Origin of the sequence: Streptomyces sp. NBC_01431 (assembly GCF_036231355.1) — a bacterium.
In the GTDB taxonomy this organism is placed as follows: domain Bacteria; phylum Actinomycetota; class Actinomycetes; order Streptomycetales; family Streptomycetaceae; genus Streptomyces.
The window spans coordinates 7,546,448-7,572,482 of the sequence record NZ_CP109496.1; the positions used below are offsets into that span (position 1 = coordinate 7,546,448).

General features: G+C 69.0%; 22 protein-coding genes and 1 pseudogene. 11 read left to right on the plus strand and 12 right to left on the minus strand.

From position 1 onward, the window contains the following. The first annotated feature begins 46 nt into the window (after positions 1-46). Complete coding sequence (locus OG522_RS34405; RefSeq protein WP_329466958.1) at positions 47-1,444, plus strand: GH1 family beta-glucosidase; 1,398 nt, start codon at positions 47-49, stop codon at positions 1,442-1,444. After that, a complete protein-coding gene (gene yicI / locus OG522_RS34410; protein ID WP_329466959.1) occupies positions 1,441-3,723 on the plus strand; it encodes an alpha-xylosidase in 2,283 nt (760 codons plus the stop codon). The genes OG522_RS34405 and yicI overlap by 4 nt, the downstream gene beginning before the upstream one ends. A 128-nt stretch (positions 3,724-3,851) precedes the next feature. On the opposite strand, the gene OG522_RS34415 is transcribed toward yicI, so the two are convergent. The 3 genes and pseudogenes from OG522_RS34415 to OG522_RS34425 all read right to left on the minus strand — a co-directional run. Continuing rightward, a complete protein-coding gene (locus OG522_RS34415) occupies positions 3,852-4,343 on the minus strand; it encodes a hypothetical protein (protein WP_329466960.1) in 492 nt (163 codons plus the stop codon). Continuing rightward, positions 4,340-4,615 carry a hypothetical protein gene (locus tag OG522_RS34420; RefSeq protein ID WP_329467901.1) on the minus strand — a complete coding sequence of 92 codons (276 nt, stop codon included), beginning with the start codon at positions 4,613-4,615 and terminating at the stop codon, positions 4,340-4,342. The genes OG522_RS34415 and OG522_RS34420 overlap by 4 nt, the downstream gene beginning before the upstream one ends. Further along, positions 4,569-4,931 (minus strand): annotated as a pseudogene (locus OG522_RS34425) (nitrate reductase); the annotation flags it as partial. The gene OG522_RS34420 and the pseudogene OG522_RS34425, both read right to left, overlap by 47 nt. 368 nt (positions 4,932-5,299) lie before the next feature. On the opposite strand from OG522_RS34425, the gene OG522_RS34430 reads away from it, so the two are divergent. Together OG522_RS34430 and OG522_RS34435 are read left to right on the plus strand one after the other, a co-directional pair. Continuing rightward, positions 5,300-5,860: a hemerythrin domain-containing protein gene (locus tag OG522_RS34430; protein WP_329466961.1), complete on the plus strand. Its 561-nt coding sequence runs from the start codon at positions 5,300-5,302 to the stop codon at positions 5,858-5,860. 208 nt (positions 5,861-6,068) lie between these two features. Beyond that, entirely contained in the window at positions 6,069-6,584 is a 516-nt protein-coding gene (locus tag OG522_RS34435; protein WP_329466962.1) for a hypothetical protein, read from the plus strand. A 47-nt stretch (positions 6,585-6,631) separates the two neighbouring features. On the opposite strand, the gene ctaF is transcribed toward OG522_RS34435, so the two are convergent. The 4 genes from ctaF to OG522_RS34455 form a co-directional block, all read right to left on the minus strand. Beyond that, the gene (ctaF, locus tag OG522_RS34440; protein WP_329466963.1) at positions 6,632-7,024 is read right to left on the minus strand and encodes an aa3-type cytochrome oxidase subunit IV; all 393 of its coding nucleotides are present in this window, start codon (positions 7,022-7,024) and stop codon (positions 6,632-6,634) included. 9 nt (positions 7,025-7,033) lie between these two features. Beyond that, entirely contained in the window at positions 7,034-8,737 is a 1,704-nt protein-coding gene (gene ctaD / locus OG522_RS34445) for an aa3-type cytochrome oxidase subunit I (RefSeq protein WP_329466964.1), read from the minus strand. Continuing rightward, the gene (gene qcrB / locus OG522_RS34450) at positions 8,734-10,362 is read right to left on the minus strand and encodes a cytochrome bc1 complex cytochrome b subunit (protein WP_329467849.1); all 1,629 of its coding nucleotides are present in this window, start codon (positions 10,360-10,362) and stop codon (positions 8,734-8,736) included. The genes ctaD and qcrB (OG522_RS34450) overlap by 4 nt, the downstream gene beginning before the upstream one ends. 707 nt (positions 10,363-11,069) lie before the next feature. Further along, complete coding sequence (locus OG522_RS34455) at positions 11,070-11,792, minus strand: VOC family protein (RefSeq protein WP_329466965.1); 723 nt, start codon at positions 11,790-11,792, stop codon at positions 11,070-11,072. A gap of 491 nt (positions 11,793-12,283) precedes the next feature. Between OG522_RS34455 and OG522_RS34460 the strand changes: the two genes are divergently transcribed. The 3 genes from OG522_RS34460 to qcrB (OG522_RS34470) all read left to right on the plus strand — a co-directional run bounded on the left by OG522_RS34460 (position 12,284) and on the right by qcrB (OG522_RS34470) (position 16,785). Continuing rightward, positions 12,284-12,544 (plus strand): hypothetical protein, encoded by a 261-nt coding sequence (locus OG522_RS34460; protein WP_329466966.1) that lies wholly within the window; start codon positions 12,284-12,286, stop codon positions 12,542-12,544. Positions 12,545-13,388: 844 nt separating this feature from the next. Beyond that, positions 13,389-13,553: a hypothetical protein gene (locus OG522_RS34465; RefSeq protein ID WP_329466967.1), complete on the plus strand. Its 165-nt coding sequence runs from the start codon at positions 13,389-13,391 to the stop codon at positions 13,551-13,553. 1,591 nt (positions 13,554-15,144) lie between these two features. Further along, on the plus strand, positions 15,145-16,785 hold the full coding sequence (qcrB, locus tag OG522_RS34470; RefSeq protein WP_329466968.1) for a cytochrome bc1 complex cytochrome b subunit: 1,641 nt from the start codon (positions 15,145-15,147) through the stop codon (positions 16,783-16,785). A 1,014-nt stretch (positions 16,786-17,799) separates the two neighbouring features. Here the strand turns inward: qcrB (OG522_RS34470) and OG522_RS34475 are convergent. From OG522_RS34475 to OG522_RS34485, 3 genes are all read right to left on the minus strand, one after another. Beyond that, on the minus strand, positions 17,800-18,192 hold the full coding sequence (locus tag OG522_RS34475; RefSeq protein WP_329466969.1) for a hypothetical protein: 393 nt from the start codon (positions 18,190-18,192) through the stop codon (positions 17,800-17,802). 422 nt (positions 18,193-18,614) lie between these two features. Beyond that, positions 18,615-19,385: an SDR family NAD(P)-dependent oxidoreductase gene (locus OG522_RS34480; RefSeq protein WP_329466970.1), complete on the minus strand. Its 771-nt coding sequence runs from the start codon at positions 19,383-19,385 to the stop codon at positions 18,615-18,617. 232 nt (positions 19,386-19,617) lie between these two features. Next, positions 19,618-20,229, minus strand: a complete 612-nt coding sequence (locus tag OG522_RS34485) for an NAD(P)-dependent oxidoreductase (protein WP_329466971.1) — start codon at positions 20,227-20,229, stop codon at positions 19,618-19,620. 210 nt (positions 20,230-20,439) lie between these two features. Here OG522_RS34485 and OG522_RS34490 point away from each other — a divergent pair, with 210 nt between their 5' ends. After that, positions 20,440-21,138, plus strand: a complete 699-nt coding sequence (locus tag OG522_RS34490; protein ID WP_329466972.1) for a TetR/AcrR family transcriptional regulator — start codon at positions 20,440-20,442, stop codon at positions 21,136-21,138. A gap of 194 nt (positions 21,139-21,332) precedes the next feature. Here the strand turns inward: OG522_RS34490 and OG522_RS34495 are convergent, their stop codons facing one another. Both OG522_RS34495 and OG522_RS34500 read right to left on the minus strand, forming a co-directional pair. After that, complete coding sequence (locus OG522_RS34495) at positions 21,333-21,830, minus strand: nitroreductase/quinone reductase family protein (protein WP_329466973.1); 498 nt, start codon at positions 21,828-21,830, stop codon at positions 21,333-21,335. Next, positions 21,827-23,356: a GMC family oxidoreductase gene (locus tag OG522_RS34500; protein ID WP_329466974.1), complete on the minus strand. Its 1,530-nt coding sequence runs from the start codon at positions 23,354-23,356 to the stop codon at positions 21,827-21,829. The genes OG522_RS34495 and OG522_RS34500 overlap by 4 nt, the downstream gene beginning before the upstream one ends. A gap of 74 nt (positions 23,357-23,430) precedes the next feature. Between OG522_RS34500 and OG522_RS34505 the strand changes: the two genes are divergently transcribed. From OG522_RS34505 to OG522_RS34515, 3 genes are all read left to right on the plus strand, one after another. Next, positions 23,431-24,804 (plus strand): cytochrome P450, encoded by a 1,374-nt coding sequence (locus OG522_RS34505; RefSeq protein WP_329466975.1) that lies wholly within the window; start codon positions 23,431-23,433, stop codon positions 24,802-24,804. A gap of 334 nt (positions 24,805-25,138) precedes the next feature. Further along, positions 25,139-25,657: a DUF6230 family protein gene (locus OG522_RS34510; RefSeq protein WP_329466976.1), complete on the plus strand. Its 519-nt coding sequence runs from the start codon at positions 25,139-25,141 to the stop codon at positions 25,655-25,657. Beyond that, on the plus strand, positions 25,654-26,034 hold the full coding sequence (locus OG522_RS34515; RefSeq protein ID WP_329466977.1) for a DUF6114 domain-containing protein: 381 nt from the start codon (positions 25,654-25,656) through the stop codon (positions 26,032-26,034). The genes OG522_RS34510 and OG522_RS34515 overlap by 4 nt, the downstream gene beginning before the upstream one ends. Position 26,035 lies beyond the last annotated feature (1 nt).

Below are 26,035 nucleotides of genomic sequence, written 5' to 3' on the forward strand. Positions count from 1 at the left end.
GCCGGGCTCCGCGACGATCCCCGAAAGACCCGTGAGGTACCGCCGCATGAGCATCCCAGCCTTCCCGGAGCTGCCCGCCCATTTCCGCTTCGCCGCCACCGCCGCCTACCAGATCGAGGGCGCCCACGACGAGGACGGCCGCGGCCCGTCCGTCTGGGACACCTACAACCACACCCCGGGCCGTGCCGTCGGCGGCGCCACGGGAGACACCGCCTGCGACCACTATCACCGCTACCCCGAGGACATCGCCCTGCTCCGCGACCTCGGTGTCGACGACTACCGTTTCTCCATCTCCTGGCCGCGCCTGCTGCCGCGGGGAAGTGGCCCGGTCAACCCGAAGGGCCTGGACTTCTACGACCGGTTGATCGACGAACTGCTCGCCGCCGACATCGCGCCCGCCGTCACGCTGTACCACTGGGACCTGCCGCAGGCCCTGGAGGACCGGGGCGGCTGGCGCGTGCGGGAGAGCGCCGAAGCGTTCGCCGAGTACGCCGCCGTGGCCGCCGAGCGCTACGGAGACCGGGTCGAGCGCTGGATCACCCTCAACGAGCCGTTCTGCCCCGCCTTCGTGGGGTACGCCGAGGGCCGGCACGCGCCCGGCGCCCGCGAGGGCCGCGGGGCGCTGGCGACCGCCCACCACCTGCTGGTCGGCCACGGGCTCGCGGTCCGGGAGCTGCGCGCGGCCGGCGCCCGCGAGGTCGGCATCACCCTCAATCTCGACCGCCTGCACGCCGTCTCGGACAGCCCCGAGGACCTCGCCGCCCTGCGCCGGGCCGAGGTACTGCACAACGAGGTCTGGACCGAGCCGCTGTTCACCGGCCGCTACCCCGAGCACGAGGCCGAGACCTGGGAGGGGCTGGCCGACGGCCCCTGGCGGCGGCCGGGGGACCTGGAACTGATCGGCGCGCCGCTGGACTTCGTCGGCATCAACTTCTACCGGCCGATCACCGTCGCGGCTGCCCCACGCCGCGAGGACGTGCCCGCACTGCGCACCGCCGTGGACATCGGCGTCACCGAGCCGAACCCGTACGGCACCCGGCTCACCACCATGGGCTGGCCCGTCGTCCCGTCCGCGTTCACCGAGCTGCTCTGCGACCTCCACTCCCGCTACCCGCAGCTCCCGCCGCTGTGGATCACCGAGAACGGCTCCGCCGAGGCCGACAGCGTCACCCCCGACGGCCGCGTCCACGACGCGGAACGGATCGACTACCTGGCCGACCACCTCGCCGCCGTCGCCGACGCCGTGGCGGCCGGGGTCGACGTGCGCGGCTACTACGGGTGGTCCCTGCTGGACAACTTCGAATGGGCCCGCGGCTATGAACAGCGCTTCGGCCTGGTCCACGTCGACTACGACACCCTGACCCGAACCCCCAAGGACAGTTACCACTGGTACCGGGGTCTGATCACCGCGCACCGCGCGCGGACGGAGGAACCTGCCCGATGAAGTTCACCGACGGCTACTGGCTGATGCGCCCGGGTGTCACCGCGCGCTGCGCCGCCGAGGTCGCTGACGTCCGGACCGACGAGGACCGGATGACCCTCTACGCGCCCGTGAAGCACGTCCGCGGCCGCGGTGACACGCTCAACAGCCCACTGCTGACCATCGAGTGCTGGTCCCCGGCCGAGGGTGTGATCGGGGTGCGCACCACCCACCACGCCGGTTCGGTGCGGCACGGACCGGAGTTCGCGCTGCCCGGCTCCGAACCGGACGCCGGAAAGGTGCGCCGGGACGGCGACCTGGTGGAGCTCTGCGCCGGCGAACTGACGCTGCGCGTGGACACCGCCAAGCCGTGGCAGCTGGAGTTCACCGCCGGTGGCCGGGTGCTGACCTCGGTGGGCGAGCGTGGCACCGGCTACGCCACAGACGGAGACGGCCGTCACCACATGTTCGGACAACTCTCCCTGGGTGTAGGGGAGTTGGTCTACGGTCTGGGAGAGCGGTTCACCCCGTTCGTCCGCAACGGTCAAGTGGTGGACATCTGGCAGGCGGATGGCGGCACCAGTAGCGAACAGGCCTACAAGAACGTCCCGTTCCACCTGACCAACCGTGGCTATGGCGTCTTCGTCAACCACCCCGGCAAGGTCAGTTACGAGATCGGCTCCGAGTCCGTCGGCCAGGTGCAGTTCAGCGTCGAGGACCAGTCGCTGGAGTACTTCATCGTCCACGGCCCGACACCCAAGCTGATCCTGGAGCGCTACACCGCGCTCACCGGCCGCCCGGCACTGCCCCCGGCCTGGGCTCTGGGCCTGTGGCTGACCACCTCCTTCACCACGGAGTACGACGAGGCCACCGTCAACCGGTTCGTCGGCGGCATGGCGGAGCGCGGCATCCCGCTGAGCGTCTTCCACCTCGACTGCTTCTGGATGCGCGAGTACCAGTGGTGCGACTTCGTGTGGGATCCGGAGACCTTCCCGGACCCGGCCGGCATGCTGGCCCGCCTCAAGCAGCAGGGCCTGCGCATCTCCGCCTGGATCAACCCCTACATCGCGCAGAAGTCGGAGCTGTTCGCCGAGGGCATGCGCGAGGGCCACCTGGTGCGGCGGCCGGACGGCAGCGTCTGGCAGTGGGACCTGTGGCAGCCGGGCACGGCCCTGGTGGACTTCACCAACCCCGCCGCCCGAGACTGGTACACAGGCAAACTGCGCACCCTGCTTGACGTCGGCGTGGACTGCTTCAAAACCGACTTCGGCGAACGCATCCCCACCGATGTGGTCTGGTACGACGGCTCCGATCCGGAGCGGATGCACAACTACTACACCCACCTGTACAACCAGACGGTGTTCGAGCTGCTCCGCGAAGAGCGCGGTGAGGGCGAGGCACTGCTCTTCGCCCGTTCCGCCACCGCCGGCGGCCAGCAGTACCCGGTGCACTGGGGCGGCGACTGTGAGTCCCACTTCAACGCCATGGCGGAGTCGCTGCGCGGCGGGCTCTCCCTGGGCCTGTCCGGCTTCGGTTTCTGGAGCCATGACATCGGCGGCTTCGAGGGCACTCCGACTCCCGCGGTCTTCAAGCGCTGGACGCAGTTCGGCCTGCTCTCCTCGCACAGCCGGCTGCACGGCAGCAAGTCCTACCGCGTGCCGTGGGACTTCGGGGCGGAGGCCGTCGAGGTCACCCGCGAGTTCACCCTGCTCAAGCACCGCCTGGCGCCCTACCTCCAGCACGCGGCCCAGCAGGCACACGCCACCGGCGTCCCGGTGATGCGCGCGATGGTGCTGGAGTTCCCGGACGACCCGGCCGCCACCACGCTCGACCGGCAGTACATGCTCGGCGACGACCTGCTCGTCGCCCCCGTCTTCACCGACGACGGCACGGTCGAGTACTACGTGCCCGAGGGGACGTGGACCAACATCCTGACCGGCGGCCAGGTCACCGGCCCACGCTGGGTACGTGAACAACACGGGTTCCACACCCTGCCGCTGCTCGCCCGCCCCGACTCCGTCATCCCGCTCGGCGCGGACGACCAGCACCCGGTCTCCGCCTGGGCCGACGGCGTCGAACTGCGCGTCCACGCCTTCGCCGACGGCGCCGAGCGCACCGTGCTGATCCCGCGCACCGACGGCCCCGGCGAGACGGCCCGCTTCCACCTGCGCCGCACGGGCGACCGCCTGAGGGTGACCACCGACAGCACCCACCCCTGGCAGCTGCGGATCGGCGGCCCGGACGGACCCCTGCACGTCAACCCCGCCGACACCGGTGAGGCCGACATCCCCTACCCGGCCTGAGGCCGGCACCCTGACGCGAGGTCCCGCGCGCCACCGCATGGGCGCCCGGGGCCTCGCTCCCTTTTACCGCGGACCGAGCGGGGGAGCGGGTCGCCCCTGCGGAGCCGCAAGAGGCTTCTCGCACTGGTTCACAGGCTGGTCAGCACCTGAGGGCACAAGGTTTTGATCATCGTGTTGGTCCAGCGCATCTGGTGCAGCGTCTGGGGATGACAGGACGAGGCGAGGGAGAGCAGCCGCTGGTCCTTGGCCGCTTGGGCGGCCTGGGCCAGCATCTCCCAGTGCAGGGAGTTCTCCGTCGCGGCCAGGTGCAGATCGCGCAGGTCGCGCAGCAGGAGCAGCCCCGGTTCCGGTCGGCGGCCCACAGCTCGCGCCGTCTTCTCCCGGAGCGTCGAGATGAAGCCGGAGTGCGAAGCGGACGGCGCTTCGCTCAGGTTCAGCTCGTAGTGGGCCGCCGTGTCGGCGATGCGCTCGACATGATCGCTGGACCAGCGGGCCAGGTAGGTGGCCACATGGTGCACCTCGTGTTCGGCGCCATGGCGTTCGGCCACGGTGCGCAGCTCCCTGGACAGATGCGTCTCACCGTGGTGCAGCGCGCGCAGCGTCAAGGCCATGCCGTTCACCGGCCGTTCTCCTCTCGGGCGGTCCAGCTGTCGTCCGGCGACTGCGAGACGTCGGCGTGGCCACCGCCCGCCGTCCCGGGCACACTCCCGGCGTCGGCGGGCCCGGAGGCCGCGGTGGTGGGGGCCGGGGCCGGTCGCCCGTCAGCGCGCTCGACCAGGGTCAGCGCCGCGGCCGCCGTCTTGAACAGCGGTTGCTTGGACGCCGGGTCCCAGTCGGTGATCGTCGTCTCGTTGGCGGTCCCAGTCCGCCTCGACCAGGCGCCCGTTCTCACGCACCAAGGGCCGGGTCAGCCGGTCCGCCGAATCGTTGGCCTGCCAGCCGAACAAGTCCTTCGGGCCGAGCCGACCATGGTTCACCCGGTCCCGCGCGCGCCCTCGTACGCCGACCATGCGCCCGTCGCGGACCGCGATGTCCATGGCGTCCCCGTCGGAGTGCAGGATGGATGCGGCCCGCACCCACCGCTGCACTTGGGCCTCCGTGGTCACGTCAGCGAGACACGTGTCTACGCGGGCCGGCCAGTTCTCCCGCTGCCCATAAGGCGTGCGAGCGCCCCGCGGCTGCGCGATCCGGTCCACCGAAGCCTCCATGCCGAGCCTCCCTGCCTGCAACCGGCGCGGTCCGCGCCGGCCCGTTGCTCACCAGTACCCAGCCCGAGTGGTGCGACGCAACGATCCCCCGGCGTGGCATCTCCCGGACCTCCACACGGAGGAGCAAGACACCTCAACGGCCGAACCAAGGCGACGCCCCGTAAGCCCCGCAACGCCGAGCCTGAACCCAGCCCGTTCCAGAAGAAGCAGGACGGCGCCGTCAAGGTCCTCTTCACCGTCTGACCGCGGAGCCCGCCGAGAGGCGCCGATCGAGTGAGAGGGCGGCGCTCGCCGTCCGTGATGCGGGCGTGGGGGATACGTGTGTGCTGGGCGGGACGGCCCCGCCCCACCGCACGAGAGGAAAACACATGGGGCACGGCGGCAACGTCATCGACGAGCTGATGAGCGACCACCGAGAGGTCGAGGAGATGTTCGGCCGCATCCAGGCGATGAGCGGCCAGGGCCGACAGCTGCGTGACCTGGTGGACCAGGTCACGATCGAACTGGTGCGGCACTCGGTCGCCGAGGAGCAGTACCTGTACCCGGCGGTCCGCGAGCACGTCGACGGCGGCGACAGCATCGCGGACAAGGAGATCGAGGACCACAACCGGGTCGAGAAGCTCCTCAAGCGGCTGGAGAAGACGGACATCGGGTCCTCCGAGATGAGTCCGCTGCTTCAGCAGCTCATGGACGAGGTCGCCGCACACGTGCAGGACGAGGAGAGCAACCTCTTTCCGATGCTGCGCCAGGCCTGCACCCCGCAGCAGCTGGACGACCTCGGCGACAAGATCCGCCGGGCCAAGTCCATGGCACCCACCCGCCCGCACCCCTCCGCACCGAGCACACCGCCGGCGAACAAGCTCCTCGCCCCGGGCGTCGGCCTTGTGGACCGCGCGCGCGACTTCGTCACCGGCCGCGGCAAGTCGTAATCCGGACCGCGGCGAGGGACGCCGGGGGCCGCACCGTGAGCCGGTCCCGGCGTCCTGGGCGTCGCGGCGTGACGCCGGTCATGCCGCCCGGAGCCGGAGCGTGCCTACACTGGGCGGCCACGACGCGGGACAGCGCAGCCCCGCCGCACCAGCTCGCCCACCCAGAGCAGCCGCTGGGCGCGGGCCCGCTCCAGAGGGACCGATCGCCGTGTCCACCGATCTGACACCCGTCATAGCAGCCTGCACCCGCTGGCTCCTGGACGCCTACCCGCCACCCGCGGGCGCGCTCCAGTACGCCCTGGCCGAGGCCCAGGCCCGCCAGGCCACCACTCTCGCCGCCCACCTGCGCTACCCCGGCGCGCTCGACATGGAACTGCTCCACCTGCTGGGCCCCGGCGGAGCCGACCGCCTGGACTGGATCACCTCGGGCGGCGCGCAGGCCGAGGACACCGCTTGGCGTACCTGGGTCGACGAGACCGTCGTCAGCTGGGCGGCCTGCCTCCTGGCCGACCCGGCCCTCAGCGAGCGCGCCCAGCGGGCTCTCAGCGACTCCGAAGGCCGCGGCGCGGTCGGCGGACTGCGACGGCTGACCGTTCCCGGCCCCCGCGACAGCGAAGCCGCGGTCCTGCTGCGCCACCCCGACCTGCTGGAAGGCATCGCCGGCCTGCACCGGGACGATCTGCTCCAGCGGGTGGACGGCGCGGATACGGCCGCCCTGCCCTGAGCAGCGGCCGCTGCGGTTCGATCGGGGCGGACCATTCGGGGCCGGGGTCATTCGCCTCGGTGGACGTACTGGAAGGTCAGCCCGCCGACGCCGGCCGCCAGGACGCCGAACCCCAGGATGAACAGCCACAGGCCGTAAACGATGCCGAGGGCAGCCACCGACGCGCCCGTCGCCGTGAGGACCGGGTAGGGGCTGCGCGCCGGGAAGAAGTCGACGGGGCCCGCGCGGTCGGCGATCTTCCCGCCGTCGTTGTCCTCCGGTCTGGTACCGCGGCGCTGGTAGTTGTGCGCGAAGAGGAAGCAGATCAGCGACGACATGATGAACGCGACGGTGAGTGCGGCGGTCCCGGCCGGCTCCCGCCCCGACCACCATCCGTAGCCCACACCGGTGGTCAGGAAGAACACAGCCACTCCGCCGAAAAGGTACGACTCGGCTTTCATGCTCGGCTCCTAGAGGGGATCGGGGGTCGCCTGACCTGGAGGCGTCTGCGGGACGGGCACCTTCGCGACGGTCGGGTGGTGCAGATCGAAGGCGGGGGAGTCGGACCGGACGCGCGGCATCGTGCGGAAGTTGTGCCGGGGCGGCGGGCAGGACGTCGCCCACTCCAGCGACCGGCCGAAACCCCACGGGTCGTCGGCCTCGACCCTGGGTGCGTACCTGGCGGTCCTCCAGACGTTGTAGAGGAACGGCAGCGTGGACAGTCCCAGCAGGAACGCGCCGGCGGAGGAGACGGTGTTGAGCAGCGTGAACCCGTCGGAGGGCAAATAGTCGGCGTACCGGCGTGGCATACCTTCGGCGCCGAGCCAGTGCTGGACGAGGAACGTGGTCTGGAACCCGATGAACAGCGTCCAGAAGTGGAGTTTTCCCAGGCGCTCGTCGAGCATGCGGCCGCTCCACTTCGGCCACCAGAAGTAGAAGCCGCCGAACATCGCGAAGACGACGGTTCCGAACAGCACGTAGTGCAGGTGCGCGACCACGAAGTACGAGTCGGTGACGTGGAAGTCCAGTGGTGGCGACGCCAGCAGAACGCCGCTGAGGCCGCCGAACAGGAAGGTCACCAGGAACCCGATCGACCAGAGCATCGGCGTCTCGAAGGACAGCGATCCGTGCCACATGGTGCCGATCCAGTTGAAGAACTTCACACCGGTCGGCACCGCGATCAGGAAGGACATCAACGAGAAGAACGGCAGGAGCACCGCTCCCGTGACGAACATGTGGTGGGCCCACACCACTGCCGACAGCGCTGTGATGGAGATGGTGGCGCCGACCATGCCGACGTACCCGAAGATGGGTTTGCGGCTGAAGACCGGGATGATCTCGGAGATGATCCCGAAGAACGGCAGAGCGACGATGTAGACCTCGGGATGGCCGAAGAACCAGAACAGGTGCTGCCACAGGATGGCGCCGCCGTATTCCGGCTCGAAGACGAGCGCACCGAACTTCCGGTCCGCCTCAAGTGCGAGCAGCAGGGCGGTCAGCACCGGGAACGCGAGCAGCGCCAGAATCGAGGTGAGCAGCACGTTCCAGGTGAAGATGGGCATGCGGAACATGGTCATGCCGGGGGCACGCAGACAGACGATGGTGGCGATGAAGTTGACCGATCCCAGCGTGGTGCTCACGCCCGCCAGAACCAGCCCCATGGCCCACAGGTCGCCGCCCGCACCGGGGGAGCGCACGGCGCTGTTCAGCGGCGCGTAGGCGAACCAGCCGAAGGAGGCGGCGCCGCCGGGCACGACGAACCCGGCCACGACCATGAGGGCGCCGAACAGGTAGAGCCAGTACGACAGGGCGTTCAGCCGCGGAAAGGCAACGTCGGGCGCACCGATCTGCAACGGCATCACCGCGTTGGTGAACCCGGCGAACGTCGGGGTGGCGAACAGCAGCATCATGATGGTGCCGTGGATGGTGACCAGCTGGTTGTACTGGGCGTTGTCCCACAACTGCAGCCCCGGACGGGCCAGTTCGGCACGCATGCCCATGGCGAGCAGACCGGCGAACAGGAAGAACCCGAACGCTGTGACGAGATACATGTAGCCAATGGTCTTGTGGTCCGTGGTGGTGACATAGTTCAGCAGCCGCCCGCCGAACGGGCTGCCTTCTGCGACGCCGGCCGTCGACTGCGGCAGTGTCGTCTCACTGCGGGTCTGCGTCATGGCGCCTTCCGTTGGGGTTGGGCAAGCGCTTCCTCGACGCGGCGCTGCTGGACGGGAGAGGCGGGCAGCGTCACCCGGCGGCGGTAGTACCAGCGGTTCAGCGTGGCCCACAGCCGTTGCCGACGAGGTGCGGACTCGTCCGGGCACGCGGCGGGGGAGGGCAGGTCCCGGGCCAGGAAGCGGTAGAGCCGTGCGGGCGCCACCGGCGCATGGCCCGGTTCCATGGCGCCGTAGACGTTCTGCACCACCTCGCCGGTCTCCTCGCCCTCGCTCAGCAGGCGAAGCTCGTGCGATTGCAGCGCCAGGCACAGGCGTTTGGTCAGCAGGAAGGCGAGGACCGGGAAGACGAAGAATCCGATTCGGAAGACCCACGTCAGGACGTTCACCGACAGCTGGAAGGAGAAGGCCGTCACATCGTTGCCGCCGGCGACCAGCAGGACGGCGTAGCCGACGATGGCCGCAACCCCGAAGGCCGTGCGGTTGGGCATGTCGCGCGGCCGGTCGCACAGGTGGTACTCGCCGCGGTCCCCCGTCACCCACCGCTCGAAGACGGGGTAGCCGATCAGCAGCATCGCCAGCAGCCCCGGCAGCACGACGGCGGGGAGAAGGACGTTCCACATGACCGTGTGGCCTGCCGCCGACGTCTCCCACGGCGGCATGAGCCGCAGGGCTCCTTCCAAAAAGCCCACGTACCAGTCCGGCTGTACGCCCGTGGGCGCCTGGTCGGCGCGGTAAGGCCCGTAATTCCACACCGGATTGATCTGAGCCACCGCACCGAGCGTGGCCAGCACCGCGAAGACCATGAGGAACAGGCCGGTGGACTTGGCGATGAAGTGGGGGAACATCGGCTGACCCACGACGTTGTGATTCGTCCTGCCGGGGGAGCTCCACTGGGTGTGCTTGAGGTAGACGACCAGTATCAGGTGCACCAGGACCAGGCCGATGATCACGCCGGGTACGAACAGCACATGCAGGATGTACAGCCGGTTGTTCAGGAGCTGGCCGGGGAACTGCCCGTCCCACAGGAAGTACGCAAGATAGGTACCCAGCACCGGGATCGACATGACGATGGTGTTGGCGGTGCGCAGCCCCGTACCGGACAGCAGGTCGTCGGGGAGTGAATAGCCGCAGAACCCTTCAAGGAAGGCGAGGAAGAACAGCGCCACCCCGATCATCCAGTTGATTTCACGCGGCCTGCGGAACGAACCGGTGAAGAAGATCCGCAACATGTGTACGCAGATCGCGGCCACGAAGATCAGCGATGCCCAGTGGTGCATCTGTCGAATGAGAAGGCCGCCGCGGATGTCGAAGGTGATGTGCAGAGTCGAGTTGTACGCGGCCGACATCGGCGCCCCTCGGAGGGGGATATAACTGCCTTGATACAGAGCCTCTTTGGTTCCCGGTTCGAAGAACAGCGTGAGCCAGGAGCCGGTGAGCACCAGCACCAACAGGCTGTACAGGGCCAGTTCGCCCAGAAGAAAGCTCCAGTGGTCGGGAAACGCCTTCCGTAGCAGTGAATTGGTGATTTCGACCAGTGGTGAGCGCCGGTCCACGACGGTGAACCCGGTCAGTGCGGCCTTCCGCGCGGCGGCTCTCGCCTGATTTCGACGCTTACGAAACAGCAGCATGCGTCACCGCTTTCGGAAGTCCGGGCCCCGGAGACCGGGGTGTGTTCCGAGCCAGCCAACCGGAGATATCGATGCCGAGCCGCCATTTGAGGGTGTCGAAAAGCTACTTCACCCGTTCGCACGCCGCGTGCTCAGCGTCGCCCCGGCCGGGGCTCACCCAGGCGGCGTCCGGCCCGGTCTCCAAGGGCGGTGACCCACCGGGGGAGCTTGGAATGTCGTGCCGCATCAGCCCCCGGAACGTCGCGGCGTGGCCGCCGCCCCGAGCCGGGCAGCGCACGAGCCGTCCCGGCCAGCAGGCGTGCCGTGGTGACGGGCGCCGAGCATGACGAGGCGACCCCGCTCGGCCGGCTCGCGGGCGATGCACAGGCCGAGACCGCGAGGAACCGGTGACGAGGGCCGTGCCGCGTTCGAAGCGATTCAGCCGTGGCGTCAACGTGCTGCTCCCGGGGCAGGCGAGATCCACCCCCTGCGTCGTGCTGCTCCTGGTTCCTCTTGATGACATTCGTGCACGGTCGGACCGTGTGGACCACTGGACGGTGTCCGCGGGCAAGCGCCGCGGCGAGCGCTCCCGCGCCGTCAGGGGCCCGATCTGGGGCACCCCGCCTTGCTGAGAGATTCCCGGGGCTCGCGTCACCCATTCGTGTGAAGGCGGGCTCCGCGAGGAGGGTGCCGCACCGACGGCTCACTGGGTGGCGGTGAGGGCCTCACCGGGTGGCGGTGAGGGTGAAGGTGGCGCCGTCGGGGTCGCTGAGCCGGACCCACTCACCGGCGGCGGTGGCTCCGTGGTCCACGACCGCGCCGCCGTGCGCCTGGGCCCTGGCGGCATGGAAGTGGGGGTCGCTGACGGAGAAGTGGGTGTGCCAGCGGGGTCGCATTGCGGGGTCGGGCGCGGCTTCAAGGGCGCCGGAGGTGATGCGGGCCACCGTGTGGCCGTCGTGGCGCAGGATGACTTCCTCGTGCTCGTACTGGACGTCGCAGCATCCCGGTCGGTCGCCGGCCCAGTCGAGGACCTGCCCGTAGAAGATCGCGGCGTCGAAGGCGTCCCGGGTGTGCAGGCGGGTCCAGACGGGTGCGGTGTCGCGCCAGGTCTCCCAGTTGTCGATGAGGGGGCCCTGCCAGATCCCGAAGACGGCGCCATCACGATCCGAGGCCAAGGCGCCGCGGCCGGTGTGCAGGGTGAGGGGGCCCACCGCCACGGTGGCGCCGCGCTCGCGGATGCGGGAGGCCGTCTCGTCGGCGTCCGTGACGGCGAAGTAGGGCGTCCACGCGGTGGCCACGCGGCAGGCCGGTGTCAGGGCTCCGAGGCCGGCGACGGGCGCGCCGTCGGCCTGGGCGATCAGGACCTCTTCGCCCAGCACCCCGGTCCGGAAGGTCCAGCCCATCACCGCACCGTAGAAGTCGAGAGCCGCATCGAGGTCGCGGACCATCAGGCTCACCCAGCACGGAGCACCGAACACAGCGGCGGTCGTGGGGGTGGGAGAACTTGGCGGGGGCGTCACGACGGCTCTCACTTTCCGCGATTCCGGCACACCAGCAGACGGCTACCACCAGTATCGACGACCTGGTGAAAGTTGGTCTTCATCTCTTCCCCGTGATCGGGCACCGGGGCCATCGGGCCGGTCCAGCCGGGATGCTCCTGCGACCGGTCGTCGGAGAAGGGCGGCTGGGGTGAAGGCCGGCGGCGCCGCGGGCGTCGGCGGGGCTGGTGGACACGAGACGGACCCTCTTCGGCTGGAGGGCACAGAGACCGTTTCCAGATCGTGCGGGTGCTGCCCGGCCCAGGCCTTCTCAACCCGGCCATCTCAATCGGACCGGATGCTTGCGACGACGTCACACGACGGCCGCCACGGGAACGGTGTGGCTCTCGCTCGCTTGGGTACCTGATCCGGCGCGACCGCCCGTCGAAGGGAGTTTTCACGTGAACGACCGCAGGCCAGAAGGGCCAGGAAGCGCCGGGGCGCCCCATCCCAAGCCCGTTCCCCGGGACCCGCCGGACCAGCAGGCGGGCACCGACGGCGACCCATGGGAGGCTGGGGGCGAGGCGGCGCAGAGCACGCGCAGCGACCGGCCCGACCCCGACATCCCCGACACGGATGTCGCGGGCACGGGCCGCCGAGGGGCGCCGCACTCCGGCAGCAGGCGCCCCGGGCACCCAGTGCCGGACGAGCCAACCGGCTGACCTGGACCGGGGAGTACCGCGCCGCCGCGGCCCAGCGGCGTGTACGACACCGGTGTCGGGGCTCCGGCGAGTTGCCCGACGGGACGTGTCCGCAGTCGGACGGAGCAGCCCGTGAATCGGTCGTCGAGCCATCCGATCGCTCGGGGCGTCCAGGCTGCGGAGGCAGGGACGGGGCGGGCAAGTTGTCCTGGTCGAAGACGTTCGTGTCGTTGCCGGGTGACGCGGTACGGCGGGGCGAGGGCGCACAGGCTCCCCGGTGACCATCCCCCTCGCCGGTCCGATGCCCGGCGGGTTGGCCAAGTTTTCGGCTAGGGCCCTCAGGAAACCAGAAGCGGCTGTAGCAGGGTGATGGATCGCCCCGGGACCAGTTCGAAACAGGAGTGTCCGATGACGACACAGTCCCGCCTGTCTCCGCTGCTGGAACAGTTCGACTTCGCACGCGAGCGCCTCGCTGACCGAATGACAGGTCCCGTCATGAACAGCGGCGACGGGACGGACGCCAAGGTCGGCCCCATGGACGACGAGGAATACCTCTGGGAGCCAGTACCTGGCTGCTGGTCGGTACGGTGTCGCGTGGACGGGCCGGCGTCTCGCGCGACTTTCCTGGCCGGCACCGGCGATTGGGGGACGCGACGCCGCCCCCTACCCGCACCCTTGGCCGCCCCCTTCACCACGACCGCGTGGCGCCTGAGCCACCTCAGCGAAATGCTCACCCTGCGCGCTGACCACACGGCCGGCGGCCGCGCACTGACCCGGCACGACTACCCCGTCATCGGGGACGCAGCAGGGGCGGTCGCCGCCTTCGACGCCGGTGCCGCGGCCTGGCGGAGGGCGCTACTGAGCGTTGACGAGGCCGCATTCGGCACCGTGGGGCCATTGCACCTACCCGCACGGCAGCGACCCGGACGAGCCGTTCATCGACATCGTGTGGTGGGTCAACCAGGAACTGCTGCACCACGGCGCCGAGGTCGCCCTGCTGCGCGACCTCTACCGGGCCCGACGGTACTGACCCCTGCCCACCAGCGGCCCACACGCCGCTTCCCGCTCCAGGGGAAGGCCCGTGTGAGGCAGCGGCGTTCCCCGCGGTTTTCGGTTCCGGAGAGCCGTGCGTCGGCGTCCGAAGACGGTGAAGCCGAAATGATTATGTGGCTCAGAGACCAGCCGCATGATTCGTCTGACCAAAGCCCCTGCTCGGCAGGTATCGGGGCAGGTTGAACAGCAAGGTCTCCGTGTCTCGTTGAGCCCTTGGCGGCCAAACCGGGAGAGTGTGACTCTCGTCCCGAGCGCGACTTCCGATTCGTCCGCAACGACCACCAAACCGCGGCCACTAGCCCAATCGGGGGTGCCTTCTTAGACGTAATCCTAGGTTGGTCCTGGTTCGTCAACACGGTAATCGCCTCTTTCACCGTGACACCCGACGCGAAGCCCTAGTGGGCTTTGTGGCTTGTGGTTGCATCTGTCGCGTTGGGGCGTATACGGCAATCGTGCCGTCGATTATCCGTCGAGCCGGAGGTACTGAGGTCGTGGGCACACGTGGATGGGTCCAGGCAGTTCGTGTGCTCGTGGCCGGAAGGCGCGCTCGTCCCTACCCGTACGGATTGCTCGCGCCCGTGGCGCGTGTCGCTACACCTGAAGCCGCTGACGAGGTCCGCAGGTTCTTGGCAGGCCACGGGATCCGGTCCACTGTCGCCCCCAGCCAGCCCCATTGGCGAAGGAGAGGCGTGCGATCGCAGATGCGTTTCCAGGTGCTGGTCTTCATCGAGGACGTTTCGCTCGCCAGGCACCTGGTGATCCTGTGGACCGTCCCGGTTCGCCCGGCCTGACGGTGTCGCGTGTGGTCCCGAGTGTCGATCTCGATGGCGGTTTCGAAGACGGTTGCCTCGGTGGTCCTCAACTCCGTCGTCATCCGGTCGCCTTCGTGGCCGTCGGATCGGCCCGGAGCCCCAAAGGCCGATGCCGACAGTCCGGCAAACTCGGTCCGCCCCGCTGTGAGAGTACGGCAAATGCGGCGGACAAGTCGCGTTCGGCGCCTCCGCGTCAGCACCTGCCGATTCACCCACCTGCTCCAATCATGCGCATGCGCCCATGGGTGAATAGCCGCCGTTCTCCACAACCCAAGACCGGCACTACATTCATATCGCCACTCTTTCACCTCGTCCGAGTGAAAAACTCCGGCCAAGCGCCCCGCTCTCGCGCGAATGGGTGCGATATGGGGCTACGTTGGCAGAACGGGAAGTTTATTGTCGTGGCGCAGCGGAGTGAGGGTGGGCACACATGCTCATCGGACGAGGAGATCGGTTCCTTGACCAGCCATACGTTGCTTTCGGTCACGGCAGACAGACCGACCCTTCTCGGAGTGGCGTTGTTTTCTGATGCCTCCACTGATCGATGCTCATTCAGTCTCAGTGCCCCGCAGGGCCGGGACGGCCGTATGCCGGTGCAGCAGTTCGGCACGCGTCCGCTCGCCAGAGAGGGTTAAGTCCGTGCCAGCACACAGCAAGTAGCCAGGAAGAAGCGATGGAACACGGGCCACAGCCCGCAGGACACAAGTGTGGCGCGGTCGCCGGAGAAGGCGGCCCCAACCTCCGGGAGCACGACGCATGACCTCTGCGCACCACACCCCTTCTTCCGGTCATCGTGCAGGGCCGACTTCCAGCGGGGAGAAGCTCGCGACCTGGGCGGACGGTCGCCTCGGCTTGTTCGCGATCGCCAAGCCGAATCTCAGGAAGATCTTCCCCGATCATTGGTCTTACATGCTCGGGGAGGTGGCGCTCTACTCCTTCCTCGTCATCATTCTGACTGGTGTCTATCTGACGTTCTGGTTCAAGCCCAGCATGGCTGAGGTCGTTTACGACGGATCGTATGTTCCGTTGATCGGCGTCCGCATGAGTCAAGCTTTCGAGTCGACCATGAACATCAGCTTCGCGCTACGCGGTGGCTTGCTGCTCCGGCAAATCCACCACTGGGCAGCCATCGTATTCATCGCATCCATGCTCGTGCATATGATGCGAGTCTTCTTCACCGGCGCGTTCCGTAAGCCCCGAGAGATCAACTGGCTCTTTGGTGCCGGGCTGCTGATTCTCGGAATGTTCGACGGCTTCATGGGCTATTCGCTCCCGGACGACTTGCTGTCCGGCACCGGAGTCCGCTTCATGGAGGGGGCGATGCTCTCCGTGCCGATCGTCGGCACGTACATTTCCTTCTTCTTCTTCGGTGGAGAGTTCCCCGGCGTGGAATTGATCGCGCGGCTGTTCACCATCCACGTGCTGCTGATCCCAGGCATCATGCTGGGTCTGCTCGTGGCCCACCTGATGCTGGTCTTCTACCACAAGCACACTCAGAGCTTGGGCCCAGGCAGGTCCAACAAGAACGTCGTTGGAATGCCTCTGCTGCCGGTCTACATGGCCAAGGCAGGCGGTTTCTTCTTCCTCGTCTTCGGCGTCCTGGCTGCAATGGGGGCCATCGCCCAGATCAACCCGATCTGGAGTTACGGCCCCTACCGGCCCGATCAGGTGACGACCAACGCCCAACCCGACTGGTACATGGGCTACTCCGAAGGTCTGATCCGCCTCATGCCCGGCTGGGAGATCAATTTCCTGGGTCACACTCTCCAGCTCGGAGTGTTCATCCCCCTGGTCGTCTTCCCGACCGTCCTCCTGATCCTGTGGCTGTATCCGTTCTTGGAGGCCTGGATCACCGGCGACGATCGTGAACACCACATCACCGAACGCCCCCGCAACAACCCGGTGCGTACCGCGTTCGGCGCTGCCTGGACCGCCGTGTATGTGCTCCTGCTGCTCGGCGGCGGCAACGACCTGTTGGCCACGCACTTCCAACTGTCGATCGACGTGATCACCTGGGCCGCTCGGGTCGGTTTCTTCGTGGTGCCGGTCGTCGTATTCGTCATCACCAAGAGGATCTGTCTCGGACTCCAGCGCCGCGACAGGGAAAAAGTGGAACACGGCCGCGAGAGCGGCGTTATCAAGCGCCTGTCGCACGGCGAATACGTCGAGCTTCACGAGCCCCTTTCGCGGGAACAGCTGTTCACGCTCACCGCGCACGAGCAATACCTTCCCCGCGAGATGCCGCCGACGACCGATGAAAGCGGTGTTCAGCGAAAGGTCAAGTGGATCGAGAAGCTGCGTGTCAGGCTCTCAAGGGCCTACTTCGGTGAGGAGGGCCAGATCCCGAAGGTGACTGCTGAGGAACACAAGGAGCGGGTCAGCAGCGGTCATCACTGAGCTTCTTCAGAATGGCCATCGATCGGGTGATGCGATCTGACGAACAAGCAGGTCAGAGGCGTAGATCGCCACGCTCGGGTGACCAAGTTGAAGAAGCTCACTGATCGAGCGCTACGTGTGATGAAGCCTCGGGTGCTGAATCCTGCACCGCTGGCGACGACGAGGATGGGGGCCGGGTTCGAGGGCGGCCGCCCTGGCCCGGCACCCCATCCGCGGGCCAAATGTGCACGAGCATGACGTGCCTGGCAACGACCACGTTCTCGGCCCTTTTCGCGCCTGAGAGCCATGAAGGAGTCGTCGCCGTGCTCAGCGCGGGCCGGTTCCGCGTAGTCACCCCGGTACGGCGCAACGCCGGATCGGGAGGGCTTCATGAAGAAGTCCGGCCCATTGGCGCCCTCCTTCTCCAACAGGCGTTGAGGCCGGTGCGGTGGCGCGAGCCACTGCCCCATAGCCGATCGAGCGCGGTTCGTGCCGGGGCGCGGCCGACGTCCTGGTCTCCGCATCGAGCGAGAGGTCAACCGAGCCAGAACTCATGGAATTGAGGGCAGGGGCGGGAACGCGTCAGGGCCCCGCTGTGCGGAGCCCTGACGAGGTGCGCCTACTGAGGGGGAGGCGGGTTGTTCAACGAGCCCGTCGCCGATCAGATACCGGGCGGTGTCCCTTTGCCGCGGTACGCCCGGCGGGTGCTGCGTGGGGGCGCGGGGTTTCGCGCCTGCTCTGCGAGCAGTCGGCGAATCTGTCGACACCAGCTCGCGGTCGGCCGCGGCGTTCTGAGCGGCCGTCGCACTTGTGCGGCAGCATCCCGTAGCGGGCCGTACCACCCGCTGAGGTGCCTGCGGTCTCCAGGACTTTGGGCTCACGGAGTTCGGCACTTTCAGGTTCCTGGACCGCGCAGGATGTCAGTGTTTCCCGAATACTTGGCGTGCCCATGCCCGCATGCCCACCCGCTCGGGCTGCTGCCCACAGCCCCAGTCGTGCACGCGGCTTGCACGACTCGGGGCTACCGGGCCGGCGTCAGAGGAGCCGCTGCGGGCCCTGGTACTGGTTGACGGGTGCGACGTTGCACGCGGCCTTGGGGCCGCCGAGCAGGTGTCCGCCGATGCCCTCGCCCTCGGGCATCGGAATCAGGCAGCGTCCGTCGATGTTGATGAGCGGGGCGCCGTAGGTGTTGAGGATGCCGCCGGAGTCGCCCGCGATGGCGGTGTCACCGTTACGGGTTCCGAAGTCGGTGGCACCGGTGCCGCTCGCGGTGGGGCCCTGGGCGATACGGGCGAGGCGGATGCTGTCGTGCGCGTTGACGAAAGTGGTCTTGACCTCGGGCCCCGTGGTTTGTGCCGAGGCGGGCACGGCGATGGCCATCGTTGCGGCAGTGGCGAAAGCCGCCCCGGCGATAAGCTGCTTGATCACGGTTGTGCTCCCATTCGGTGGATCAGCGAGGATGACAGGCGCGCTGAGTGGGATACCTGCCGCCCCTACTAGGGGTGTTCGGCGGGTCATGGCCTGGGTCGCAACGGCTGGCAAGGTGCCTCGCAACGTTGCCGGAGCGCCCTGAGAGTTCCGCTGTCACGACGCTCCGGCGCCTTGCGGTGCACCGCACCCGCGGCCGCGCCCCGTCCGACCCTGGGCCACCGGGCGCTCTCCGGAACGAAGAACATGCGCAACACGTCACAAATTGCGCTCATTCGGGCCAATACCCCCGCTCGCTGACCTGATGATCAGTTAGCCACACCGCACTCCCTGGTGGTCCGGCGCCGCGGCGGCCCGGCATGGTGCATGGATGCGTGACTGCCCGGGGGAAGGCAGGGACGAGCGCCTCCCGAAGCCGCCGCTTACGCCCGTCGTCCGCCGTCCACCGAGAGCGCGATCCCTGTGATGTACGAGGCGGCGTCCGAACAGAGCCAGACCGTGGCCGCGGCCGCCTCCTCCGGCGTGGCCATCCGGCCCAGCGGGGTGATCGCCTCCTGCATCGCGATCAGGTCGGTTCCGGCCGCCACCCGCTCGAACCCGGGCGTGCGGGTCGGGCCGGGGCAGACCGCGTTGACGCGAACACCACGCGGTGCGTAATCCACCGCGGCGGTCTTGGTGAGGCCGACCACGCCGTGCTTGGCGGCGACATAGGCGGGGGCGGTGGGGATGGCGTACAGACCGCCGTTGGACGCGACGTTGACGATCGCGCCGCCTCCGCGGCTTTCCAGGGCGGGCAGTTCGTACTTCATGCACAGGAAGGTCCCGCCCATATTGACGTGGGCCACCCGCTCGAACTCTTCCAGACTCATCCGGTCCAGCTGCTGGTGGTGGGAGTCCAGGCCGGCGTTGTTCACGGCGAAGTCGAGACCGCCGTACGTCTCCACCGTGCGCTCCACGGCCGTGCGCACCGCGTCCTCGTCGACGATGTCGACGCGCAGCACCAATGCCTCCCCGCCGCCCTTCCTGATCATCTCGGCGGTCACGGCCGCACTGGCCTCGTCGATGTCGGTGACGGTGACGTCGGCGCCCTGGCGGGCCAGCTCGATCGCCGCCGCTCGGCCGATTCCGCTGCCGGCCCCCGTCACGAGTCCGGCCTTTCCGGCGAAGTTGCTCACGATGTTCCTCCAGTGCATATTGCGTCCGGCGGTGTCCGACCGCTCAGGCGACTGACAGGGGTGTTCACGACGGCCGACGGCGAAGCCTCGGCCGGGCGTGGTGCGGGTGCACGCCGGAGGCCGTTGGCTTCTCCGTCACGCGTGCGTTTTGACCGCCGTGCGCTCCGACCGCCACGGACATCCGCGCCCGCTGCGGTCGTACTCGTCCCCGGCCCGGCGTCCCTGGGCGCTGGGGCTGTTGGGGCGGTGGTCAGCTGAGGGGGACGACGATGCCGTTTCCGTGCCTGCCCGTCTCCGCCTCGTCCAGCAGCAGCGATGCCAGCGTGATCCGGGAGATCCGGGGTGGCAGCAGCGGGCGCCGCAGTTCCGCCAGGGGCACGACGCTGCGGGTGGAGCTGAGGGGGCCATCGGTGACGTCCGGGGCGTGGAAGACCGTCGCGCCGGCCTTCAGTGCGATCTCGTCGGCCTCGGACTTCTCCGCCAGTTCCGATCCGACGAACATCCGCATCACCCCTGCGTAGATCAATCCGCCCGATCGGCTGGAGACACCCGACCCCAGTGCCCCCAGCCACACCGTGCGGACGTTCGCCGCGGCCAACCGCCGGGCCCCGGCGACCACTGCGCCCGGGGCGTCCCCCTTGCTGATGCCGATGGCCGAGACCACCACGTCCACGCCAATCAGGGCGGGAAAGCCGCTCGCGACGGTGACGTCTGCGTGTCGGACCTCCACCTGCCGGGAGCCGCCCGCGGCCATCTTGGTCGGCGTGCGGACGAGGGCCACGACCTCGTGGCCGCGCTCCAGCGCCTGGCCGACGAGTGTGCCGCCGGTGCGGCCCGATGCTCCGAGTATCGCGATACGCATGATCCCTCATCCTCTAACTGAACAACTGTTGGTGATGTGAGTAAACAACCGTTGGTTAGCGGCGTCAAGGTCAGGATCCCGGTAAGGTGAACGCGTGTTGTCTTACTGCTGACCTTGGTAGGAAGGGGGGCGAAGGTGTCGTCTCAGGAGCGACCCGCTCCTCGCCGCCGCAATCCGCGGGGGCAGGGGCAGGTACTCAAAGCCCAGCTCGTGGACGCGGCAGCAAAGCTGCTGGCGACTCTCGACCAGCCCGAGACGCTCACCCTCCGGCAGGTCGCACGCGAGGTCGGAGTGGCACCGGCCAGCATCTACAGCCACTTCACCGACCTGGGCGCGTTGATTCAGCACGTACTACGGCTGCGTTACCAGGAACTGACCCGGCTGATGGACGAAGCCGCACAAGCCGCCGGCCCCACCCCCCTGGCCGACCTCACCGCCCGCTGCGCCGCCTACGTGCACTGGGGCGTCGACCAACCCGGCCACTACCGCACCCTGTTCGGCGGCCGCATGCCCGCCGACCTCGTCCCCGGTTCAGCCCACGGCGCCGGCGCCGAACCGCTCGACGCCGTCGTGGCCTCCCTCGCGGCCGCCGCCGCCCCGGAGCGAAAGCAGCCCACGGCGGAACGACAGGCACAGGCCGGTCTCATGCTCTGGACCGCCTTGCACGGCCTCGTCAGCCTCTACAACGACCACGGCATGATGCTCTGGCCACCCCTGAACGACCTGATCGCCGATTTGGTCAGCCTGCATACAGGCCAGCCGGCAGCCGAGATCGCGAGTCTCCTGGACCAGTACGAAGCGCGATCCGGGCCGCCTGCTTTGAGAGAACACGAAGACCGCGACACCGTCTTGCCCGACCCAGCGCTGCACGCCGACAACGAACACGGCCTCGCACCGGAAGCCGGTTGAGCGACCGCGCGTCCCATGAGGCCTTTCTGTTCTGTCACAGACGTGGCTAACCGCACAGGGCGACAGCGGTCGTTGTGACCCTGTGCCGGACGGTGGTCGATGGTGCCCCGGGGCACATCGTGATCGCTTCGGCGGCGGCAGGCTGTGCCACCGTGGTCACCCGGACGAGCGTCTGTCCTCTGCCGGGTCCGTGCTCACGCCTGGGCGGCGCGGTCGGCGGGTAGGGCGGTGACCGGGGTGAGGCAGAAGACGCGGATGTCCCGGCCGGTGCGGGCGGCGTAGGTGTCGTAGAAAGGGATGGCCAGCAGGATGCGGTCCCGCTGCTGTTCCTTTTCGTGGACGGTGAGTTGGCGAGCCCTGACCTGCCAGGAAAATCCTTGGGCCATGACCGTGGCATGGGGGCGGTGCAGGAGGTTGCTGCTCCAGGCCGGGTGGTGGGACCGGCCGAAGTTGCTGCCCACCACCAGCCAGGTTCCGTCCGCGGCCCGATGCGCGGCCAGTGGGGTGGCGCGTGGGATTCCACTGCGGTGACCGGTGGTGCCCAGCACGATCGTGTCCAGGACGAGTCTGCTTGGCAGCAGCCGGCCCCGGGTCAGTCGGTGGATGAAAAGGTCGCAGCGCGGCAGCACATGAGGGGCGATGCGGAGAACGGCACGGATGGTGGCCAGGCGGTCGAAAAGAGGGTGGGTCACAGGGTGTCTTCCCCGTTCGGGAGCGGTACACGCTGGTACGGCTCGCCCTGGGCGGGGCGCTGGTCGGGGTGGCCGGCAGCGGGCCAGGCGGCGCAGGCTCGTTCGGCCAGCGCGGTCAGGGTGAGTGCGGGATTGACGCCGAGGTTGCCGGGTACGGCGGAGGCGTCGGTGATGTGCAGGGTGGGGTAGCCGTGAACGCGGTGGTACAGGTCGGCGACGCTTGTGGCGGGGTCGCTGCCGATCGGGCAGCCACCCAGCAGGTGGGCGGTGACCGGCAGCCCCAGTGCGGTGTTCCACAGCAGAGCGGCCCGACCTCCGATGTGCCGGGCGTAGTGGTGCGCAACCTCCTCTGCGGTGGCCAGTCGTACGGGTTCCGGCTGCGGGCTTCCGGGGTGCAGGGTCAGCCTTCCGAGCCGGTAGCGGCTGGTCAGGTGGGAGTCGCCCTGCTCCATGGCGAAGAGCACGGCGCTACGACGGCCGAAGTCCCGCCAGGAGAGGCGGGCTGTCCGCGCGAGCAGTGCGGCCGGGTGGGAGCCCGGCCCGAGTCGGCACAGCTGGACCAGGAGGTCCGGGCGCGGTCGCAGCCCGGAGCTGATCGCGACGCCGGGCCCGACGTCGAAGCCTTTCGCGGACACGGTGGCGAACACTTCGCGGTTGGTTCGTGTGTGCGTCCCCAGTGCGGGTGACAGCTTGGGCAGGTAGGGCCGGGAGCGGTGCAGGAGTTCCGCGGTGCCCCAGGCCCCGGCCGCGAGAACGACCTGACGCGCCGACAGCACTGCGTGGCGCCGAGCGATACCGGTGTCGTGGCGCGTGTGCACGCGCCAGGTGCCGTCCGGCTGTGGTCGCAGTGTCCGGACCTCGGTCAGGGGCCGGATATCGGCTCCGGCCCGTTCGGCGAGGTGCAGGTAGTTGTGGTCGAGGGAGTTCTTCGCGCCGACGCGGCAGCCGAGGGTGCACCGGCCGCACTCCGAGCAGCCGGCGCGGTCCGGGCCCCGGCCGTCGAAGAAGGGGTCCGGCACCGCACGGCCGGGCGGACCGAAGTGGATGCCGACCCGGGTGGCTTGGACGCTGCCGGGCACCCCGAGCGCGTCGGCCGCTCGACGCAGGGCGGCGTCCCCTGCCGCCTGCCGGGGGACGGGCGTGGTGCCCAACATCCGTTCCGCCAGCGCGAATTGGGGGGCGAGTTCGCCTTCCCAGTCCAGGGCCGGATCCCAGCCGGGGGCACGGAATACGGTCGCGTCGGGCCGGTAGTGCACCCCCGCGTAGACGAGGGACCCGCCGCCAACTCCGATGCCCGTCAGTGCCGTCAGCCGACGCCGTACCCGCAGGCGAGCAATGCCGCGCCAGCCGAGCCACGGCGCCCACAGCAGACGGTGCGCCTGCCAAGGAGAGGTGGCGAAGTCCTCCGGCCGCCATCGCCGCCCGGCCTCCGCGACCGTGACGCGGTAGCCCTTCTCCGCCAGCCGCAGCGCCGCGACACTTCCGCCGAACCCGGAGCCCACGACGAGCACCTCGTGCAAAACCACCCACCCCACCTTCCGCTACGGTCAGCGCATTATCCATAACAGCATGTGCGCATGATCCGATTCAGAGAGGGCCCGTGGCTGCTTCCGTGCCCACCGCCGTCCCGACCGCTCCCAGAGCCCTGCCCCTGCTCGGGCACGGCCCGCAACTCGTGCGTGACCCGCTCGGGTTCATGACGTCGCTCAACGAACTGGGGCCGCTGGTGCGGATGCGGGGCCCTGCCTTCACGCCCGACGTCTATCTGGTCAACTCGCCAGAACTCCTTCACCAGGTCCTGGTGACCGACGCCCGCAGCTATTCCCAAGCACGGATCACCGCCGGAATTGGCTCTCAGTTCGGCGTCGGCCTGGTGATGGACATGAGCTTCGACGGATTGACACTCTTCGCATCGCACCTGCGGCACCGTCGTGTCGTGCAACCGGCATTCCACCCCTCCCGGATCGCCGCCCGGACACCGGCGGTCCGGCAGGCCGCGCAAGAGGCCACCGCCGACTGGGCCCCCGGCGCAACCATCCGCGTGGACCAGGAGATGGCGCGCCTCGCCTACAGCGTCAACGCCCGCGCCGTATGCGGTGACACACCGGCCCTCGACCAGGTGAACGCCGAACTCGCGGCGCTGAGCTCCCAGACCACCCCCGGCATGTACTGGCGCCTCGCCCTCCCAGGGCTCGCCCACCTCAGGCACGTGCCGGGCACTGGAAAGTTCCTGCGGGCGCTGTCCGGCTTGCGCACTGCCGTCACGGCCTCCGTTGCCCACCACCGCAGCCGGGGTGTGGCCGGCGACGACGTCGTCTCCCAGCTCCTGCGGGCCCGCTACGCCGACACGGACGAGCCGCTCGACGACCAGCAGATCATCGCCGACACGCTGTTCCTGCTCTGGGCCGCGACCCACGGCCTGAAGGACGTACTGCCTCACGTTTTCCACGAGTTGGCGCTTCATCCCGACGTCGAACAGCGGGTGTACGAGGAGATCGGCTCCGTCCTTGGCGGGCGGGACGTGCAGGCCGAGGACCTGCCCGCGCTCGACTACACCCGGCGGGTCGTCAAGGAGACCCTGCGTCTGCACCCCGCTCCCTGGATGCTGGGCCGGCGCGCCCTTGTCCCTGTACGCCTCGGCACGGCGGAGCTCCCGGCCGGCACTGAACTCGCCTACTGCACCTACGCGGTGCACCGCAATCCCGCCGTCCACCCGGACCCGCTGCGTTTCGACCCCGACCGCTGGCTGCCCGACCGCGCGAGGAGCCTGGCACGGTGCTCCGACATCGCCTTCGGCGCGGGGGTGCGCAAGTGCATCGGCGACGTGCTGACGATGAATCAGATCCTCACCTCCGTGGCCACCATCACCGCCCGCTGGCAGCTGCGCGCCGTACCGGGACACCGCTACCGGCCGCGCGCCCGCATCGTGATCTCGCCCGGCCCGCTGCCCATGACATGCCACCCCCGCAACTGACGACCGACTCCGCCCCCTGAAGCTCACGAACGCGCCGAAGGCCGCGGCGCCGCATGCTCGGGCGCGGGGTCGACAACCGACAACTGCCGCTGTTCGCAGCCCACTTGGATACCCGCTCGCACCTTCAGCGAGGCCGGTGGGTGAATGCCACCCCGGGTGGTCGTACCCGGTGAGGCAACCGATCGCGGTGTCGTATCAGCCGATCGTGGGCTTGGCGGTACTTCGGTCCGGGACGGTCGTTGGGCTGGTCGTGATCGATGAAGACGTCCCTGTGAGGACTTACGGCGGGCGGACTGGCCGATGGCGGTTCGCTCTGGCGCTGGCTCCCCTGCTCGTGGGTGCCTCCGCCCTGCTGGCCGGGAGCGCCGCGGGGGTCGTCTCCGTGGCGTTCGCGGGGGAGGTTCCGGTTACGGTCCATGCCGCGCGGGTGTCCGCCTCGGGGGTATCGGCCTCCCCGTCCGTTTCGGGCCGTGGCGGACTGTTGCCGGCGCTGGCCGTGCGGATGGAGCAGGCCACGGTGGAGGACTCCTGCGTCACTTCCACCGCTCACCTTCCGGTCATCGGAGCGGTGACGGCCGTCGTACGCATCGAGCGGGCGACCGCCACCGGCCTGGCGGTGGAGGCGGGCAAGGCCACGGCCCGCTCGGTGACGCTCTCCGGCCCCCAGTTCAGCACCCCGCAGGTGTCCTTGCAGGAGCCCACGGGCCTGTTCACCGTCGGCGCGCGGAAAGTCAGCGGCACCTCGGTGACCACACAGCCTCATTCCTTCACCGCCGGGACGATCACGGCCCGGGGAGTCGTCATCGAGTTGCGTCGGGGAGCGGACGGCTGCGAGCCCGGGGCCATCCGATGATTACGGCGAGGCGACCCGACTGGCGGCGGTGGCGTCGAAGCCGCCCGTTCGCGGCGGGCCTGCTGTTGGGCCTCGGCGGAGTTGAGTTGATCTGCGTCTCCTGGGTGGGACTGGGCTTTCTCAGGTTCGCCGGCACCGCGGGCGCCGCCTCGTGGACCCTCGGCACGCTGTTCGTCGTCGCCGGTGTGACGACATGGCGCAACCCGGCCCTGCGCTACTTCTCCGGCGCCCTGGCCGCCGTGCTCTCCCTGGTCAGCCTGGTCGCCGCCAACCTCGGTGGTCTCCTCCTCGGCTTCCTGCTCACCGCCGTCGGCAGCGCCCTGGCCCTGGCCTGGATCCCCCAGCGAGCACCTTCGACCGCAGAAGAGGAGGCGTGAG